This is a genomic window from Nostoc sp. DedSLP03, from assembly GCF_034530815.1.
In the GTDB taxonomy this organism is placed as follows: Bacteria; Cyanobacteriota; Cyanobacteriia; order Cyanobacteriales; family Nostocaceae; genus Nostoc.
The window spans coordinates 14,645-32,066 of record NZ_JAVRCK010000067.1 but is presented as its reverse complement, the minus strand read 5'-3'; the positions used below and the strand labels follow the sequence as shown (position 1 = coordinate 32,066).

Genomic DNA, 17,422 nt, shown 5'->3' with positions numbered 1-17,422 from the left:
ATCCGGATCGTGGCAAGATAAATAAAAGTCTCTGATGTTTGATATGATGTCTGGAAAATCACCCATAATATAAATAGAAATACATAGATAAAAATACATGAAATGGTGCGATCGCAACAGGACTTACGCAACTGGCACAGAGCGATCGCTATCAAAAAACTTTGGATAGTTGACTATCGTATTTATGACTCAATACAGTTCAGTTAAGCTTTTTTCTCTTCCCCTGCTCCCCCTGCCTGCCTTAACAGATAAATTTGCTTAACCCAAGCGTATTGCTCTATCCATCTCCTCTGCCCTTCTGCCCCCTCCTTCTGATTTTAAAAATCCTGAAAAAGTTGATATTTGGACATTTGAGGCTAAAAACTCAACTATTAAATTAAAACCTAGTGTTATACCTGAAGCAAAACAGCAAATCAAATTGCAATGCCAGGGTATGAATAATGAATAGTGAAATTACTGAACTCCGATTTCCAGAGGCAGCAATGACTGCCAGTCGTGAGGAACTATCGAATTTACCTTTGAATGTCATCTATGGAGATGTACCGGCAGATTTGTCTGGACATACGTTTATTATTGCTCCTGTAGGTAGTGTTGCCTCTGGGGGCTTACCCAATCCGAATGCAACCCACATTTTTAACGGTGATGGGATGATTTACCGCTTGGATTGGCAAGCCGGACAGGTTACTGTCAAAACGAAACTGGCACGCACACCTTGTTACTATGCAGATCGAGCAACTTTTAACAATCTTGCCTATCGCTCTTATCAATTTCGCGATCGCGGGTTGCTGCGCTTCTCTCCTTCCTTGGGCTTGCGAGATGAGGTAGATATTGCCTTTCTCGCCTTTAATACGGCTAAAGACAGCCAAGAGCGATTAATGATTACTTATGACGCTGGTCGTCCCTATGAAATTGATACCAGCAGCCTAGAGGTTGTAACCCCAGTGGGAGGTAATACTGAGTGGAAACCGTTTCTACCTTTTTCTTATCCTTTCCCCCCTGTGTTGAGTACGTCTCATCCAGCCTTTGATGGTTATACCAACGAAGTTTTCTTAGTTAACTATGGGCGATCGCTGAGTAATTTTCTTGAAAGTGCGCGTTTCATTTATGACCTCGAACAACTGCCCCAGGAACTACAGCAATTGCTAAGTGCGATCGTTCAACTTTTAGACAACAATCCTTTGCAGGTTCCCTTGGGAATGTTCTCGAAGTTTTCTCAAAGTTTCTCGCAACTATTGATTGGCTGGATTGAGAAATTGTTGGGAACTGCTATGCCAGATTTTGTTCGTTTGATGCGCTGGGATGGTGTCGGCAAACTCCAGCAGTGGGAGTTGATACTGCCGGATGGTTCCCCGGTGCGAATTGAACAAAGCATCCATCAATTGGCAATTACCAAAGATTACGTAGTGCTGATGGACACTTCCTTGAAGATTGGCCCAGAACAAATCCTGAATAATCCCATTCCCGATAGTTTGGAAACTGAACGCCTTCTGCGACGATTACTGACGCGATCGCAGCAACCCAATTCCCCCATTTACATCGTGCGTCGGGCTGACCTGAAAGCAGATGTGACTACTGTGGTAGTCCGCCCAGCTTTAATTCCTTTAGAAACAGTGCATTTTTTGACCGATTATGAAAACCCCGACGGTCAAATTACAATGCATACTGCCCATCTCTGCGCTACAGATATTGCCGAATGGGTTCGCAAGTATGATATCTCAAAATTTGACGCTCCCAAATCTGCGCCTCTGTGGTTGGGAGGAATGTTATCTAATGGGCAAATGGATGTGGGTCGTTTGGGTCGCTATCAAATAGATGGCGAGACAGGTCAGATTCGAGATGCCAAAGTAATTTACGATACCCGCCGTCATTGGGGTATAGGGTTCTATGCTTGCCAAGAAAAGCTGGCCTCTGGATTGCCTCCTCAACGAATTGATAATATTTATTGGCAATCTCTCGGTTTTTGGCCAGAATTGCTGACTGAGTTTATTTACAACTTGTACGAAGACTATCCCTACCGGGCTGTACCACTAAAAGAATTACTGGAACGACAAGAAGCATTCCACAATCGCCCTTCTTCTTTGTTTCGGGTAGATACAATCAAAATGGAGGTAGCAGATTTTTATGATGCGCCCCCCGGTTACTTCATCAGTTCGCCCCAGTTTGTACCGAGATTGAACAGCAATGGCAGTTCTACAGATGGCTATATTGTCTGTACGGTATTTGGGGGAAATAACAACGAAATTTGGATCTTCCAAGCCGATCGATTAGGGGCTGGCCCGATATGCAAATTGAGCCATCCCCAACTGGATTTTGGCTTCACAATGCACACTACTTGGTTATCTGCGATCGCACCTCGTACTGCTAGTTACGATATCCCCGTGCGACAGGATTATGAATCGTTACTTAAGCAGCCAGCCATTCAGCAATTATTCACAGAAGCAGTTTATCCGCATTTTCAGTAGAAGACATTGCGATCGCAAAGTTCTCATCAGGGCACATTACTACCAAAGAATCAACAGTGTATGGCTAAAATTTCTAAAGATGCACGAATTTGTATTATCGGGGCGGGAGCAGCCGGGTTATCTACGGCTTACTTTTTGAAAAAGCAAGGCTACCGCAACGTACTAGTCCTAGAAAAAGCTGGACGGGTAGGGGGATTGTGTTGTTCTATTACCTACAATTCCCGTTCCTTTGATTTGGGAGCAAATTATCTCACCCCTGCCTACAAACAAGTCCTCAAAATGGCTGAAGAAGTCGGCGCTCAACTTTATAGTGAAGGGCCAGGGCAAGTCTACAATCCTTTTAAATCTCAACCGGGACAACCTGCCTACACCTCAATTATGAATGCCGTTACCGAGGGAACCGATCGAGTAACGTTTTTAGCAGCCGTTGGGCGCTTTTGTTGGGAGCGTCTTTGCTTAGAGCCAATTATTTCCATTCCTGGGTTTGCCGGTATCAGTCAACATCCCGAACTGACTCAACCTTTTTCCCAGTGGTTAGCACAGAAAGATTTGTCATGTCTAGCAACTTTGTTTGAAATTCCGATTACCGCGATGGGCTATGGCTATTTAAACGAAATCCCCACCGCCTATGCTTTAAAATACATGACCCTAGAAACCTTTGGGACTTTAGTTACTTACGGTGCAGATTTGCGCTGCGGTTGGCCTAAACGGTTTATTGATGGTTTCCAACGCTTCTGGGAACGTGTTGCTTGGGGAATAAATGTGCGCTTGAATATTGACATCAAAGAAATCAAGCGTGGAGCAATTACACGGGTGCGGTTCACCGAACAGGAGCAAATTCTTGACAAGATTGTTACCCATGAAGAAGTTTTAGAATTTGACTATCTGGTTTTAGCTTGTCCGTTGACGTTGAACGTTCTCAACACTTTTCTCGATTTGTCGCCAGCAGAGAAAAACCTATTTGAGCAGATAATTCTCAATCCCTACAGTTTGATTACTTATCTAATTCCCGCTCTGGAAATGCCAACCCCAGTAACTAATGTCATTCCCTTAAATACAATGGGGAATCCCTGGTTTATCGCTCAACAGTTTGCTGACAATGACCTAATTGCCTTTTACACTCGCTTAGATCGTGAGGGAAAAATCACTAAAACGGATGTTCTCCAAGGTATTCAAAAGACATTAAAGAATTTGGGAGTGCAAGTAGATGATGATTACTACACCTACGATAAGTGGCCTTACTTTCCTCACGTTACTTCAGAGGTCATGCAAGCGGGATTTTACGATCGCTTAGAAGCGATGCAAGGTCAACGCAAGACCTTTTATGTGGGAGGCTTATTGAATTTTGAGTTGGTTGAGACTATTGTGGAGTATTCAAAAAGTTTAGTCGAGAAGAACTTTTAGTCTAGAAAACTTCTTTCTCGCTTGAAGTAAATAGACTTTTTGCATAAATCAATGAGCTTTCACCCTAAATCCTTCTTCCAAGGGAGCTGTGTACACACAAGTTATTATGACCCCCTCTAACGATTAACCAGCGTTTTACCCCACCCTAACTCTCCCCTTATAAATGGGAGGGAACTATATTTCTTTTTTCCCCCCAATATATCGGGGGGATTAAGGAGGGTAATTTGACTTGTGTGTACACCGTAGCTTTCCAAGGAGGGATTAATATTATGTCCGCCTAATTAGGAACTACATCTATTGTCAGGACACAGCATTGCTGATATGTGTCAACTTCAGCTGGAAATAGCTTATTTGTTGGCTTACATCCCCGCCCGGAAATAAATTTTCTAGCTTTTAGCTTAACTCTACTTCAGTAGACTGGAGATTTTTGGCGATATTTAGTCATCTTCAGATGACTTTAGCGATGAGACGGGAATTTCAATTCCCGGCAAGACAAGGGGTTTGCCGTTAAGTTGACACCTATGAGCGTTGCTGTGCCCTTACCGCGTGGTCTATTTATAGCACAAGCCTTCGTGGTTAGGACATTAACAGATGATAAAACTTAGACACAACAAGACTTTTCACCCAATCCCCAGTCACCAGTCCCCAGTCCCTTGCTATACTTGAAAATAGCTGCAAGCGATCGCCTATTTTAAAATACAAAAATCTTCAAATTCATTTCTTATTTGATGAAATATATTAAAGGTATTGCTGAGTAAAATACCTTTACTCAGCACTTCTATAACACCGAAAATCGGTTTAAACGGTGACTCTTGTACCGTCAAATTTGGTGAAGGTGAAGCCATTAAATATTTCGTTATAACCCAGTCTCTCATCTCTGAGCAGACTAATAGCAACCTCTTCTCCTAAAGCCAAACCAGCAGAACCATCCGAACGCCAATGGATACCACCGTGACCGCGACCAATAGCATAGTTAGTTGCCAGTTTATTTAACTCTCCACCCACAGTTAATGGCGGGCCACTGTAAGCAATTACTTTTGTCGGGTCATTGGGGTCGGGCACTACTGGATTGGGGATAACATAGTTTTCATCAAAGAATGCTTTCAACAGTGTGACATTGACACCAGCAGTAGCAGCCGCACCACCTGTATAGGAGGAATGGGTTGGCGATGCTTCTGGATATGCTTGGGGCAATAGATAAGTACCGAAGGTGCTAAAGGTCTGAGCCAAAGCTTGAGAATTAAACACCTCAGAATTAATTGGGTACTGAGTTTTATTCACAATGTTATTGTAGACTAGTCCACCATAGGCTTCTGGGCGCAGAATGCGGTGTACATAATACTTCTGCCAGTATGACGCTCTAATCACGCGCGAGCTACCCAAGTTAAGCAAGGCTTGGAAATGTCCCAGTGCAAACGTTGCATTAGAACCAATTTGCGTCTTTGAATTGACGTAGGGATTGCCCGAATTTAAAGGTGTACCGTTGCTATTAAGAATCAAGGAGGCTCCCAGGTATGTAGGGCCGCCAATATGGGCATACTCACCTAAATCCCGAACTGTGACTATGTAACGGTTTTTGGGGTCGTATTTAATAGATTTCCCAGAACTACCTCCATTCTGAACAGCCAACCATTCCTGAAAATTGAGTAAAAAATCATTACCAGGAAGAGCAGTACGAATCAATGGCGAAACAGACTGAGTTCCCCAAGGAATGATTTGCAACAAAAATTGTGAGATATAGGGCCCATCTAGCACCCCAGGCGGAGTAACATATCTTGTACTTGAACCGGAACCGACGTAGTTGACACTACCACGAAATAAAGTTTGAGGGGTGACGCGGCCATTTTGTTTTGGCCCTCGAAACGCCGAAAGCCTGTTGAGGTCTTCGACAGCTGCCAAGACTTTTGGGTTATCAGTATTGTTTTGAAACTTGGAAAAAGGTACATCTCGGAGTAAAGCTTGCCAGTAGAGTTCAACTGCTTCAGCAGCGCGCTCTGCACTAGCTAGAGCTGGTGGTGGCGGCACAGCTATTTGCGCTGCATTGATTCCTTCTAGGCTAATTGCTAAAGGCCCTTGAGGATTGACCAGCTTTCTAGCGCCACCCAAGATGATATTTTCATAATCATTCGGGTTTTGTGTTGTCAGTGCTTTGGTCAAAGAGTCGTAAGCTTCCAGCTTAACTTCGCCTAGTTGGTTATGCGGTAGTCCCCTACTATCAGAGCCGATTTTATTGGGATAACGCTCCTCATCGCCGTTGGTCGGATGGGGCGGAATCGGAATATTTCGTTCCAGCGTCGCTGCTTCAAGACGTACTCTATAGGCTTTATTAACAAACCTGCTGTAGTCGAAGGGTCGATTATTATACCGCCTGTTGATAGCTTGGGCTTGTACAACATCTCCAACATTTCCTCCGTTTTTTGAGGAGAAAGGTGAACCTAAAACTCCTGCAACAACGCTAGCAGCACTAAACAAACCAGCGCGACCAAGAAATGAGCGTCGGCTGGCGTGACTACCAAAGAAACGTTTGCTAGCTACACGGGGTTGTTTCAGTTTATCTATTTCGCTATTAGCCTGAGTAGTTTGCTCAGAACTTTGATGAGAATTTGGATCTACTTGCATGAGATGTTCTCCACTAGAAAAAATAATCCAAAAATTTAGTCATAAGTGAATAAGCTGTCCCACACTTAAATTGCATATCCTGGGTGGGCAAGATGCCCACCCCACAAAAGTTATATTTAATTCGATTATGCAAGTTAAATGTTTTTTAGCTTACATGAGCATCTGAAAACTAGAACAACTAGCCACACAGAAAATGCCCACTCCTAGAGAAACAGGGAAATCGAACCAGATTTGGGATGATATCTGGGATTACTTTACTGGTACTGGAAGGTAACTTGCATAAGAGTGATATCAGGTTCGGTTAAACACTTAATAATATCTGTAGGTTACGGTTAAAGAACCTAGAATCTAATGCGAATAGCATCTCCTAGAGAAAGGGCTTCTCGCAGTCAAACCCAACATTTGATCCTTGTTTAGGTTGGATTTTACTGCCGTTAAACCCAACCTAAATTGATAGATTTTATTACAAGTAATCATCCAAACTTGATATGATTCTCCTGACAGTAATATCGGCATTCAGTGCTGGTATGATGCCTCGATCGCATGGCTGTTATACTTTTGTACTTGTAATCAGTGCGATCGCATGTTGCCGACGGGATTAAAGCACAGCTAAAACCACCGATTGCTTCCACTCAATCTAAATAATACTGTAAATCCATCCATTTACCGTAGTTTTTGAATGTTAACTCAGACTTTCTCACAATCGGTGATAAAAATCAAGAGGTTTTTTACAATAAACAGATTTGCAGCATGAACTCAAATTTGCATTAAACGGCTGAAGATTTTCTCTTCCGTACACTGAAATGAGCGATAAACGCCACAGCCAACAAAAAGCATCCCAGAGTACAAACGCCTGATTATGTCTAGCTAGCTAATTATTTGGTTACACAAATAATTAGGTATGCATATTTTCATAAAGACTGTATAATTATCTATAGTACGTTAAAACGACCGATAAACTGTAGTATAGCGTTTAGCTCACGTAGATACCTACCAGTCAATTATTTAACTGCACTAATCAGAAAACAGAATGGTTTCTTTCATCCATAGTGGGCGATCGCTCATGAACAGCTTCTGTTTTATTGGTTTAGTTTGAGTTGTGCAATCTCAAATAGTCTGCATATCACGATTATTACAAGGAAAAGATTTTATGAGCAACATCCAACTGTACTTCGCCAAAGCCTCTACCTTTTCTCAACGTACTCATGTAGTCTTACTGGAAAAAGGTATTGACTTCACCCCGATAGAAATTGACTTACAAAATAAACCAGATGGGTACACGCAGATTTCGCGCTATGGTAAAGTTCCGGCTATCAAACATGGGGATGTTGAAATTTACGAGTCCGCCATTATCAATGAATATCTAGATGAAGTTTTTCCAGAGCCACCTTTGTTACCCCGCGATCCCGCAGCTAAAGCGATCGCTCGGATTTGGATAGACTACGCCAATACTCGCCTTGTCCCGGCTTTTAACAAATTTTTACGTGGTAAAGATAGCACCGAACAAGAACAAGGACGAAAAGAGTTCACAGAAGCACTTTTATATATTGAACAAGAAGGATTAGGCAAAGGTGATTACTTGTTAGGAGATCGGTTTAGCCTTGTTGATATCAGCTTCTATCCCTGGTTTGAACGTTTACCACTCTTAGAACACTTCCGCAAATTCACACTACCAGCAGAAACACCTCGTTTGCAGACATGGTGGAACAGGTTAAGCGATCGCTCCTCAATTCAAGCAGTAGCAAACCCTGTAGACTTCTATTTGCAAAGATTCGCCAAAGTTCTCGGTGAACCTGTTGCTGTTGGTGCATCTCAAAAATAGGACACAAATGTATGGTGGATAGGAGTGAATCATTAACTGTTAAGTATTGACCAAAAATTAACCAAAATCCAAAATGGGATGACCTATGAGCTTAAATAACCAAGTTCTAGATAGACCGATTTCCCAAGAACTGCCATCCGTAGAGGCTAACCTCACTTACCTGGTTCCAATGGCAGAAAAACCTGTTAACTATACTTACGAACCGCCAACCGGGATTCCTCGCACAAATGCAACTTATCAAACGCACAAACTGCCAATTTACAACGCTCGTTCCATCTCAGAGAACATCTCGTTAGATCGAGAAGGATTCGCCTTTACTGGACATAATACTAATGTCCGCAACTTTTACGATGAAGACGAAGTACGCCGCGTTTACTATCCAGAAGCCGAGCAATTGTTAAAAGAGGTGACAGGTGGAACTAAGGCAGTGATATTCGATTACACCTTGCGTAACGCCGGTCAGTCAAAGCCAGGTGAGAATGATATTAAAGAACCGGCCAAGCGCGTACACAACGACTTCACCGCCAAATCAGGCTATACTCGCGCCCGTTTAGAACTAGCAGCGCGAGGCATAGATGATGATATTGATACGTTACTAAAACAACGATTTGCCATCATCAATGTTTGGCGAGCGATCGCACAACCAATCCAAGAGTCACCCTTAGCACTGTGTGACGCGCAAAGTATTGCACCCACAGACCTTGTAGCTGGCGATCTTGTCTATCGCGATCGGGTTGGTGAGACATACGGTGTCACGTACAACTCCCAACATAAATGGTTCTACTTTCCGCAAATGCACAGAAACGAAGCAGTATTTATCAAATGCTTCGACTCCGCAGAAGACGGATACGCCCGTTTTGCCGCCCATACAGCCTTTGAAGACCCCACCAGCCCAGCCAACGCTCCCCCACGAGAAAGTATCGAACTCCGAACATTGGTTTTTTACCCCGCATAGATCGCAAAAACTTGTCTCATACTCCTACTCTTTGCGCCTCTGCGTAAAACAATTTACAGCAGTTTTCATATATTTGAAACCACACTGTTCGTAGGGGCGCAAGGCCTTTCGCCCCTACTAGCGATCGCCCACATAAACTCAAAATGAGCCAAATTGTAGAAGAAGTTCTAGCAGCTAATCTTAGTTACACTGATAAGTTTGGTGATAAAGGTAATCTCACCATACCCCCATCTCGTCGTTTTGCAATTCTCACGTGCATGGATGCTCGACTTGATCCAGCTAAATTTGCTGGATTAGCTGAAGGAGATGCCCATGTAATTCGTAATGCAGGTGGACGTGCTAGCGATGATGCGATTCGCTCTTTAGTGATTTCTTATAAATTACTTGGTACGCGTGAATGGTTTGTAATTCATCACACTAATTGCGGCATGGAAACCTTCACCAATGAAATCATCAGCAATTTACTTTCTAGTAGCCTCAAAACAGCCAAGCTAGATGAAATAGGTTGGTCAGATATTGGATCTGGGTCGGGATCGGGCGAAGGCAAGTTTATCAATTGGTTAACTATTGATGACCAAGCCAAAAGCGTCTATACAGATGTCCAACGGATTCGTTTGCATCCCTTAGTTCCGAATGAAATTCCTATATATGGCTATATCTACGATGTCAAAACAGGGCAATTGATTGAAGTTCCTGAAGCTACTAAGCTTGGTCAAGTTGCATAGTTTTATCGTGTAACGTAAAAGTAGTATTTAATGAAGTAGCTATTTGTGTAAAAACCTCCTTTGCTGGTGAAGCGTATTCGTTTATCGCAATCGGATTTCCCGTATCACTACCGCTACAAATGCGGGGATCGATGGGAATTTGTCCCAACAGAGGCGCTTGTAATTCTGCGGCTAATTCTTCGCCGCCACCACTACCAAAAATCGGTGTGTGCAAACCACAATCACCACAAATTAAATAACTCATATTTTCAATGATGCCAAGGACAGGGACACCCACTTGGCGAAACATATATATATTACGTCGTACATCTGCAACAGCCACCTGTTGAGGAGTTGTCACTAAAATGACTCCACAAATTGGGCTTTCTTGGATAATTGTAATTTGAGCATCACCTGTACCGGGAGGTAAATCTATCAATAAATAATCTAATTCTCCCCATTCCACATCTTGTAAAAATTGTGTGATAATTTTATGCAATACAGGCCCCCGCCATGCCAAAGGACGATTTGCTTCTGCAAGTAAACCCACTGACATTATTTTTATTCCTTGAGCTTCTAAAGGTAAAAACTTATCACCTGTGGGAGTATTAATCACTTGAATATCAGCTTGTCCTAAACCCAACATTTGGGGAACATTGGGGCCATAAACATCAGCATCTAATAATCCTACTTTTGCACCTTGTAAACTTAAAGCTGCGGCGATATTAACGGCTGTTGTAGATTTGCCCACACCACCTTTACCACTAGAAACTGCAAGGGTTGTTTTAACACCGGGAATTGTACAAATTTGAATATAAGTTTTTTTACACCAAGATAAAGATGATAATAAGAATTGAATTTCTGACTGTAACTGGTGCTGATGATAACCAATATATAAACGTAAGTAAATATAGTCATCAACTATGCGTAAATTTCGTACCATTCCCAAACTAACGATGTCATTTTTTAATGTAGGTTCGATAATTTGTTTGAGTAATTGGACGACTTCTTGCTGATGCACTGTAGTCATATATTTTGAATGTTAGAAGGGATATTTCTGTACCTCATGTTGGTGTAAGCTATCGTAGAGAAATTTATATTGCGAAATTAGCAAAGCTTAAATCGTGTTGGCATTTTCCCTAGTTTTTTAGTACTGCTCCCTTGAGACTTTTTTATCTGTTTGAATCTTTTGAATTGCACGTTGCGCTTGGATGGACACCTCTTTGTCAGGGTCATCTAAGGCTTGTTGCAGGGGGTTAATAACGTCGGAATGAGCTAAATTTCCAAGTGCGATCGCAGCTTCTTTTCTTACATCTGCGTATTCATCTGTTAATGCTTGAATTAATCTCGGTATAACTTGAATATCTGGAATTTTTTGCAAGGCTTGTGCTGCTGATTTCCGCACTTGCCAATGTTCATCATTTAAAGCTATTTCTAATGCTGAAATTGCTTGCTCATTTGCATGAATAGCCAGAGATTTAGCTGCATTCCGGCGAACTTGCCAGTCACTATCATTTGTAAGTGCTTGACAAAGTATTGCGATTGCTTCTGCATCTTGTAAATGTTCTAAAGTTAAAGCAGTAGCACGACGTACACTTGCTTCCTCATCAAAGATTAAATTTAAAGCTTGCGGGCATTTTTCTAGTTGATTGATATATCGCAGTGTCGTAACAGCTGCTTCTCTTAACTCAGGATTTTTTGATTCCAAAAATGGTAAAATGTCGGGTAAAGATTGAATATCATGTATCTTCCGCAAAAGCACCAAAATATTTAATTGAATATTTACATCATTATTTTGGAGCTTCTCTAGTAAAAGTAACAATTCATTTTGTGTAACTAACTCGTTTAATGCTGATGCAGCTTCAGAGCGAATATCTGAATCGGCTGAAGTTAAGCATTCAATTAAAGCAGGAATCGCCACAGGATTAGCAATCTCCCAAAGGGCAGATATTGCTATTTTTTGAACAGTAATATGTTCGTCTTTCAAAGCGATAATTAAAGCATCGATTGTTTCGTCATCACCTATATGTTGCAAGGTTTTGACAGCTACTATCCGCTCGTTTACGTCAGGCGATCGCAGCATTTCTAGCCAATAGTTGAGGTCATCATTCATTAATTTTACTATAGATAGTTAACGTAACAAAAAGGGAATTTGCACAGTAATTGCATTAGTTGGACATTCTTTTTCACAAGGTAGACAAAACCAACACTCATCATATTTCATATACGCTTTACCTGTTTCTGGATTTTTTGCCAATACATCTAAGGGACAAACTTCAATACAGGCTGTGCATTTTTCTAAACATTTTGATTCATCAACGATTACAGGAACATCTATTCTCTGATGGATTAAAGCCATAAAACTAACTCTATAATTTTGTACTGAGACTGCTAAACGGTAAAATAAAATAGGTTTAGCATTGATTTTATCCAATAAATTGAGAGATTATTATAGTGTGAATATTTTCTATTTTATCGGTATCATGTGTTGGGTTTCACTACGTTCCATCCAACCTATAGGAGAGAGCGATCGCACTAAAACAATTTTTTATAAAAAGTTAATGATTGCTTGATATTGGTATAACCAATTTTCTCATAAAACAAGTGAGCTTCTTTGCGTTTAGTATTAGAACGTAACAGAACACTATCACATCCAACCAGAGAAGCCCACTGTTCAATTTGCTGCATCAAAAAACGTCCAATTCCACTATGACGATAATCTTTATCTACAACTAATCCCAAAATAATCGCTGGAGTCGGAATAACTATTGATTCACAAATATGAGCGTGTGCCCAACCAATTACATATTTATCTTCTACAGTGGCAACATATACAATATGAGCATCATTATTTTTAATTTTAGTAAGGCGTTGCTCTATTTGTTGATTAGTCACAGAATATTCAAGTTGTTCGCAAAGAATAGCAATTCTCACTACATCTTTAATCCCAGCTTGTCTAATTTTAATTTTCTTACCTACACTAACTTTGTTTATCATAATTTAATTTGAAATTACAATTATTTAGTTATCCAGCGTTGCACGGATAAAACGATAGCCTATATCAATATCTGTCAAATTGTGAATATCACCATATTTTTTGCTCCATTCTCCACTACTTAAATCTGCTGCAAGTAACTTTACTCCTTGCTCTGCTAAATCTTGATTAGCTAAAGCAAAAGACGATATCCCTGCACGTACTTCTGGTTTAAGATATAACTCTGGTCGTCTCCAGCCTGCTGCTGCAAATAAATCAGATAAATCGTATGGTAACAAAAGGGGTATGGCTTCAACACGCCTTTTAGTATTACTCTGAATTAAATTAACCTGTTCGTTAAGTGGTAAAAATCGTAATGCATCTTCCCATAAAAACGGAAAGCCATATCTTTTGAGCTAATCTAATATCAAAAGTTAACAAACTTATTGCACCATCTCTAATTATTCTGTGCATTTCCTGAAAAGCTTTTTCGAGATGAGAAAAGTGATGAGTTACCAAGATACTTACAACAGCATCCACAGAGTTATCTAGTAGAGGTAAATTTTCTGCATAGCCAGTAAACCACTTAATTTGCTGATGTTCTACTGCTTGTTTTTGCATAACTACAGAAGGTTCAACAGCATTAACAATAAATCCTTGATTAGCTAGCGCTAGACTGTAACCACCACTACCAGCACCGATATCAGCAATAATGCTACCTTCGGATAAATTGAGTAAATCAATTAATTTATTGACAATACGGATATCAGGAACGCGAGTTTTTGAGTATTGTTGACCAATTGAATTATATATAGACATATTATAAAAATCTTCAAACTAGTTTACAATAAACCATTTAAAATCTAACTTTAGATAAATAAATAAAAAAAATTAGTTAAACAATTCCAGCAAATTTAATAGTTCACTTATCATAAACTTTGGTTTTGCTTCTTGTGGTAAATTTTGATTTTTTTTGTTGTAATAGCAAAAATCCATTTTGACTTGTGTTGCTCCCGCATAGTCGTGCTTTAGAGAATCTCCAACGTAAAGAACTTTTGCTGATGTTAAATTTAATCTCGACAAAGCATAATGAAATATTTCAGGAGATGGTTTAGCAAAACCAATTGCTTCAGAAATTACAACTGCTTCAAAAAAATGCTCTATTCCAGCAGCTTGCATTCTTGGTAGTTGCGCTGATACAAACTCATTCGTAATGACAGCCAAACGATAATTACCTGCGAGAACAGTTAATACTTCATTTACATCCGGTTCCATTACGCCCAAATGATTAAAAATTTGCCAAAAACTCTGGCTAAGATTGCTGATTTGATCTGTTTGTATATCTAATTGAGCAAGTGTACTTCGATAAGACATTTTGATTAATTCATTAGGAGAAAAAGTTTCTCGCTGTCTCCAATTTTGGAAATTATAAGTTTCAAATGCTTGTAGAAAAATTTTTTCACTTATTCCATTTAAATCTAAAGATATTCTACAATCTTCAAGCGCTCCTAAAATAGCTTGGCGTTCACATAGCTCAAAATTCAACAGTGTATTATCGAGATCGAAAATTATTGCCTCATAGAGCATTTTATAATGGTCATTTTACTTAACAGCAACACTATATACATCCTTGACTGCATCAATTTCCACAATGTAAGGATCTATAGGACGTTTAAACAATATCATTTCCCCTAACTCATCTTTCTTTAAGTTCACATGACAAAACCATTCATCATCATTTTTATCTGGATAATCTAAACGGTAATGATAAAGACCCCAACGAGTCTCTTGACGATATAATGATGCTCTGGCTGCCATTTCTGCACAATCGCGAATAAAGTGAACTTCTAGACTACGCATCAATTCATGAGGGTCACGAGCGCCCATTAAATCTAATGTTTCTTGATATTGCACAAAATGTTTTAAACCAATCTCGATTTTATTACCTGATTTTGGTGGTTGCAGATAATCATTAACTAAGCGTCTTAATTTATATTCTACTTGAGTATGAGGTACACCATTCGGACGAGTTAAAGGTGCATAAATTCTAGCTTTTTCAGCTTCTAAAAAATCTGTGTCTGGTTCGATAAAATTTAAATCTTCAATATATTCAATGGCATGAGTTCCGGCTATGCGACCAAAAACAAATGCCCCAATCATGTAATTATGGGGAACGCTGGCCATGTCTCCAGCTGCATATAAACCTGGGATGGTTGTTTGAGCATTTTCATTCACCCAGACACCAGAAGCACTATGACCGCTACATAAGCCTATTTCAGAAATGTGCATTTCTACGCCGTGAGTGCGATAATCTTCATTTCTACCTTGATGAAAACGTTCTCTACTCGGTCGTTCATTCGCCCACAGTATAGATTCAATTTCCGCGATTGTATCTTCATCGAGATGGGTCATTTTCAATTGGACTGGCCCTTTTCCAGAATTTAATTCTTTCCAGATTTCCAACATCATTTGACCACTCCAATAGTCACAGCTAATGAAGCGATTTCCTTCGGCGTTAGCTGTATGTGCGCCAAAAGGCCCGGCGACATAAGCACAGGCGGGGCCGTTGTAATCTTTGATTAAAGGATTAACTTGAAAGCATTCAATATTACTAAGTTCTGCACCTGCATGATAAGCCATTGAATAGCCATCTCCGGCATTGGTAGGATTTTCATAAGTGCCGTAGAGATAGCCGGAAGCAGGTAATCCTAATCTGCCACAAGCACCTGTACACAGGATGACTGCTTTAGCTTGAATGACAATATAATCACCGTTTCTGACATCAAATCCCACCGCACCAATAGCACGTCCTGCTTTGACTAAGACGCGGGTTGCCATGACACGATTTGTGACTTTGACTTTGTGGCGTTTAACTTGTCGGGTGAGAATTGTTTTGAGGTCTTTTCCTTCTGGCATAGGTAAGACATATTTACCTACACGATGCACTTGTTTTAAGTCATAGTTGCCTTGGGCATCTTTTTGAAATTTCACACCCCAACTTTCTAATTCTTGGATGACTTCGTAACCTAATTTGCCTGTTTGATAAACTGCTTTTTGGTTGACAATGCCATCGTTAGCAAGGGTGATTTCGCGCACGTATTGTTCTGGTGTGGAATGTCCGGGAATGACTGCGGTATTCACTCCATCCATACCCATTGCGATCGCACCACTCCGTCGAATGTTAGCCTTTTCTAAGATCAGCACCTCTGCATCGGGATTTGCTTGTTTAGCTTTAATTCCAGCCATTGTCCCGGCTGTACCGCCACCAATGACAAGTACATCCGTTTTTATCTGTTGGGTGTTGATGTCCATAAGCTTTTGCGAGTAGGGAGGAACTTCTAAGATTTATTACCGTTCCAAACAATATCTTTGACTTGGATTTGCTTGGGAACTAGCTTGATTTTGTGAAAAGTATCGGCAATGTTTTGTTGCTGAGTGATTACTTCATCTGTTAGCGGTAAAACACCATACTTTCGTCGTTTTTCGGCAATTTCTAATGCTGCTGCGGGAATACCTAACTCTGGTTCTAAAAACTTGGCAACTTCTTCTGGATTATTTGTTGCCCATTTATTTACAATGCTTACTTCATCTAACAGGGTTTTCAACAAATCTGGATGAGATTTAACAAACTCTTGACGCGCAAGATAGTAACCCCGATTCGGTGCTAAATTTGTTGCATCTGTTAATTTTCTAACCTTTGTGTCGTGTTCAACTGCTGCTAGGTAAGGGTCCCAAATTGCCCAAGCATCAACGTTACCACCAGTCAATGCTGCACGGGCATCTGCTGGTGTTAGATGTGCTGGTTGAATGTCACTATACTTTAATCCGGCAGCTTCTACAGCTTTGACAACAAGATAGTTAGTGTTCGAGCCTTTAGCAAAGGCTACTTTTTTCCCTTTAAGGTCAGCAACCGTTTTAATTGGTGAATCTTTCGGTACAATAATTGCTTCGGCTTTGGGACTCCAAGGATCGTAAGCAACATAAAGCAAAGGAGTACCTCCGGCTTGGGCAAATATTGGTGGTGATTCACCTGTATAGCCAAAGTCAATACTACCTGCGTTCATTGCTTCTAGCATGGGTGGGCCGGCGGGAAATTCTGCCCATGTCACCGAAGCACCAGCAGTCTTTAAAGTTTGCGCTAAATTGCCTCGGTTTTTAAGAGCGCTGAGGATAGTCGCCGCTTTTTGATAGCCGATACGAACTACCACACCTTGATTTGCTGTCTGTGTTGCTACAGAGTTACCTGTATTGGTGGCAGAACACGCAGATATCACAAGAGTCAAAGTTAACCCACAGGTAAAGAATAAGGCAAATATGCCAATTCGGGATATTTCATAATTTTGAAGAAAGCTGCTGACAATCCTCATCAGTCGATGTGGTAAATACTTACTGAACATACGTACATTAAACTACAAGCAATATAAATACTACGATAATTAGAGCAATTTACCGTATTTTGCTCATAGAATATTCACACAGATA

15 protein-coding genes are annotated in these 17,422 nt (G+C 40.6%); 5 read left to right on the top strand and 10 right to left on the bottom strand.

Going from position 1 to position 17,422, the window contains the following annotated elements; genetic code table 11:
• Window positions 1-440 precede the first annotated feature (440 nt).
• Both RM368_RS26580 and RM368_RS26575 read left to right on the top strand, forming a co-directional pair.
• A complete protein-coding gene (locus tag RM368_RS26580; RefSeq protein ID WP_322696821.1) occupies window positions 441-2,462 on the top strand; it encodes a carotenoid oxygenase family protein in 2,022 nt (673 codons plus the stop codon).
• A gap of 60 nt (window positions 2,463-2,522) precedes the next feature.
• A complete protein-coding gene (locus RM368_RS26575) occupies window positions 2,523-3,866 on the top strand; it encodes an FAD-dependent oxidoreductase (protein WP_322696820.1) in 1,344 nt (447 codons plus the stop codon).
• Between the two features lie 798 nt (window positions 3,867-4,664).
• Here the strand turns inward: RM368_RS26575 and RM368_RS26570 are convergent.
• Window positions 4,665-6,485 carry a vanadium-dependent haloperoxidase gene (locus tag RM368_RS26570; RefSeq protein WP_322696819.1) on the bottom strand — a complete coding sequence of 607 codons (1,821 nt, stop codon included), beginning with the start codon at window positions 6,483-6,485 and terminating at the stop codon, window positions 4,665-4,667.
• Window positions 6,486-7,635: 1,150 nt separating this feature from the next.
• Between RM368_RS26570 and RM368_RS26565 the strand changes: the two genes are divergently transcribed.
• From RM368_RS26565 to RM368_RS26555, 3 genes are all read left to right on the top strand, one after another.
• A complete protein-coding gene (locus tag RM368_RS26565) occupies window positions 7,636-8,307 on the top strand; it encodes a glutathione S-transferase family protein (RefSeq protein WP_322696818.1) in 672 nt (223 codons plus the stop codon).
• 85 nt (window positions 8,308-8,392) lie between these two features.
• A complete protein-coding gene (locus tag RM368_RS26560) occupies window positions 8,393-9,262 on the top strand; it encodes a CmcJ/NvfI family oxidoreductase (protein ID WP_322696817.1) in 870 nt (289 codons plus the stop codon).
• 143 nt (window positions 9,263-9,405) lie between these two features.
• Window positions 9,406-9,987: a carbonic anhydrase gene (locus RM368_RS26555; RefSeq protein WP_322696816.1), complete on the top strand. Its 582-nt coding sequence runs from the start codon at window positions 9,406-9,408 to the stop codon at window positions 9,985-9,987.
• Here RM368_RS26555 and RM368_RS26550 read toward each other — a convergent pair.
• The 9 genes from RM368_RS26550 to RM368_RS26510 all read right to left on the bottom strand — a co-directional run bounded on the left by RM368_RS26550 (window position 9,965) and on the right by RM368_RS26510 (window position 17,337).
• Window positions 9,965-10,996 (bottom strand): Mrp/NBP35 family ATP-binding protein, encoded by a 1,032-nt coding sequence (locus RM368_RS26550; RefSeq protein WP_322696815.1) that lies wholly within the window; start codon window positions 10,994-10,996, stop codon window positions 9,965-9,967. The genes RM368_RS26555 and RM368_RS26550 overlap by 23 nt on opposite strands.
• A 117-nt stretch (window positions 10,997-11,113) precedes the next feature.
• Entirely contained in the window at window positions 11,114-12,079 is a 966-nt protein-coding gene (locus RM368_RS26545) for a HEAT repeat domain-containing protein (RefSeq protein ID WP_322696814.1), read from the bottom strand.
• Window positions 12,080-12,097: 18 nt separating this feature from the next.
• Entirely contained in the window at window positions 12,098-12,325 is a 228-nt protein-coding gene (locus RM368_RS26540) for a ferredoxin family protein (RefSeq protein WP_322696813.1), read from the bottom strand.
• 176 nt (window positions 12,326-12,501) lie between these two features.
• Window positions 12,502-12,963, bottom strand: a complete 462-nt coding sequence (locus RM368_RS26535; RefSeq protein WP_322696812.1) for a GNAT family N-acetyltransferase — start codon at window positions 12,961-12,963, stop codon at window positions 12,502-12,504.
• A 24-nt stretch (window positions 12,964-12,987) separates the two neighbouring features.
• Window positions 12,988-13,239: a hypothetical protein gene (locus tag RM368_RS26530; protein WP_322696811.1), complete on the bottom strand. Its 252-nt coding sequence runs from the start codon at window positions 13,237-13,239 to the stop codon at window positions 12,988-12,990.
• 58 nt (window positions 13,240-13,297) lie between these two features.
• Window positions 13,298-13,759, bottom strand: a complete 462-nt coding sequence (locus RM368_RS26525) for a class I SAM-dependent methyltransferase (RefSeq protein ID WP_322696810.1) — start codon at window positions 13,757-13,759, stop codon at window positions 13,298-13,300.
• 72 nt (window positions 13,760-13,831) lie between these two features.
• The gene (locus tag RM368_RS26520; RefSeq protein WP_322696809.1) at window positions 13,832-14,527 is read right to left on the bottom strand and encodes an HAD family hydrolase; all 696 of its coding nucleotides are present in this window, start codon (window positions 14,525-14,527) and stop codon (window positions 13,832-13,834) included.
• Window positions 14,528-14,542: 15 nt separating this feature from the next.
• Window positions 14,543-16,252 carry a fumarate reductase/succinate dehydrogenase flavoprotein subunit gene (locus tag RM368_RS26515; RefSeq protein ID WP_322696808.1) on the bottom strand — a complete coding sequence of 570 codons (1,710 nt, stop codon included), beginning with the start codon at window positions 16,250-16,252 and terminating at the stop codon, window positions 14,543-14,545.
• A gap of 26 nt (window positions 16,253-16,278) precedes the next feature.
• Window positions 16,279-17,337 (bottom strand): sulfonate ABC transporter substrate-binding protein, encoded by a 1,059-nt coding sequence (locus RM368_RS26510; protein ID WP_322696807.1) that lies wholly within the window; start codon window positions 17,335-17,337, stop codon window positions 16,279-16,281.
• Between the last annotated feature and the right edge of the window lie 85 nt (window positions 17,338-17,422).

What these genes read in the sequence shown, in the direction of transcription:
- RM368_RS26580 (WP_322696821.1), top strand. Translation starts at nt 441, where the DNA reads ATGAATAGTGAAATTACTGAACTCCGATTTCCAGAGGCAGCAATGACT.
- RM368_RS26575 (WP_322696820.1), top strand. Translation starts at nt 2,523, where the DNA reads ATGGCTAAAATTTCTAAAGATGCACGAATTTGTATTATCGGGGCGGGA.
- RM368_RS26570 (WP_322696819.1), bottom strand. Translation starts at nt 6,485, where the DNA reads ATGCAAGTAGATCCAAATTCTCATCAAAGTTCTGAGCAAACTACTCAG.
- RM368_RS26565 (WP_322696818.1), top strand. Translation starts at nt 7,636, where the DNA reads ATGAGCAACATCCAACTGTACTTCGCCAAAGCCTCTACCTTTTCTCAA.
- RM368_RS26560 (WP_322696817.1), top strand. Translation starts at nt 8,393, where the DNA reads ATGAGCTTAAATAACCAAGTTCTAGATAGACCGATTTCCCAAGAACTG.
- RM368_RS26555 (WP_322696816.1), top strand. Translation starts at nt 9,406, where the DNA reads ATGAGCCAAATTGTAGAAGAAGTTCTAGCAGCTAATCTTAGTTACACT.
- RM368_RS26550 (WP_322696815.1), bottom strand. Translation starts at nt 10,996, where the DNA reads ATGACTACAGTGCATCAGCAAGAAGTCGTCCAATTACTCAAACAAATT.
- RM368_RS26545 (WP_322696814.1), bottom strand. Translation starts at nt 12,079, where the DNA reads ATGAATGATGACCTCAACTATTGGCTAGAAATGCTGCGATCGCCTGAC.
- RM368_RS26540 (WP_322696813.1), bottom strand. Translation starts at nt 12,325, where the DNA reads ATGGCTTTAATCCATCAGAGAATAGATGTTCCTGTAATCGTTGATGAA.
- RM368_RS26535 (WP_322696812.1), bottom strand. Translation starts at nt 12,963, where the DNA reads ATGATAAACAAAGTTAGTGTAGGTAAGAAAATTAAAATTAGACAAGCT.
- RM368_RS26525 (WP_322696810.1), bottom strand. Translation starts at nt 13,759, where the DNA reads ATGTCTATATATAATTCAATTGGTCAACAATACTCAAAAACTCGCGTT.
- RM368_RS26520 (WP_322696809.1), bottom strand. Translation starts at nt 14,527, where the DNA reads ATGCTCTATGAGGCAATAATTTTCGATCTCGATAATACACTGTTGAAT.
- RM368_RS26515 (WP_322696808.1), bottom strand. Translation starts at nt 16,252, where the DNA reads ATGGACATCAACACCCAACAGATAAAAACGGATGTACTTGTCATTGGT.
- RM368_RS26510 (WP_322696807.1), bottom strand. Translation starts at nt 17,337, where the DNA reads ATGTTCAGTAAGTATTTACCACATCGACTGATGAGGATTGTCAGCAGC.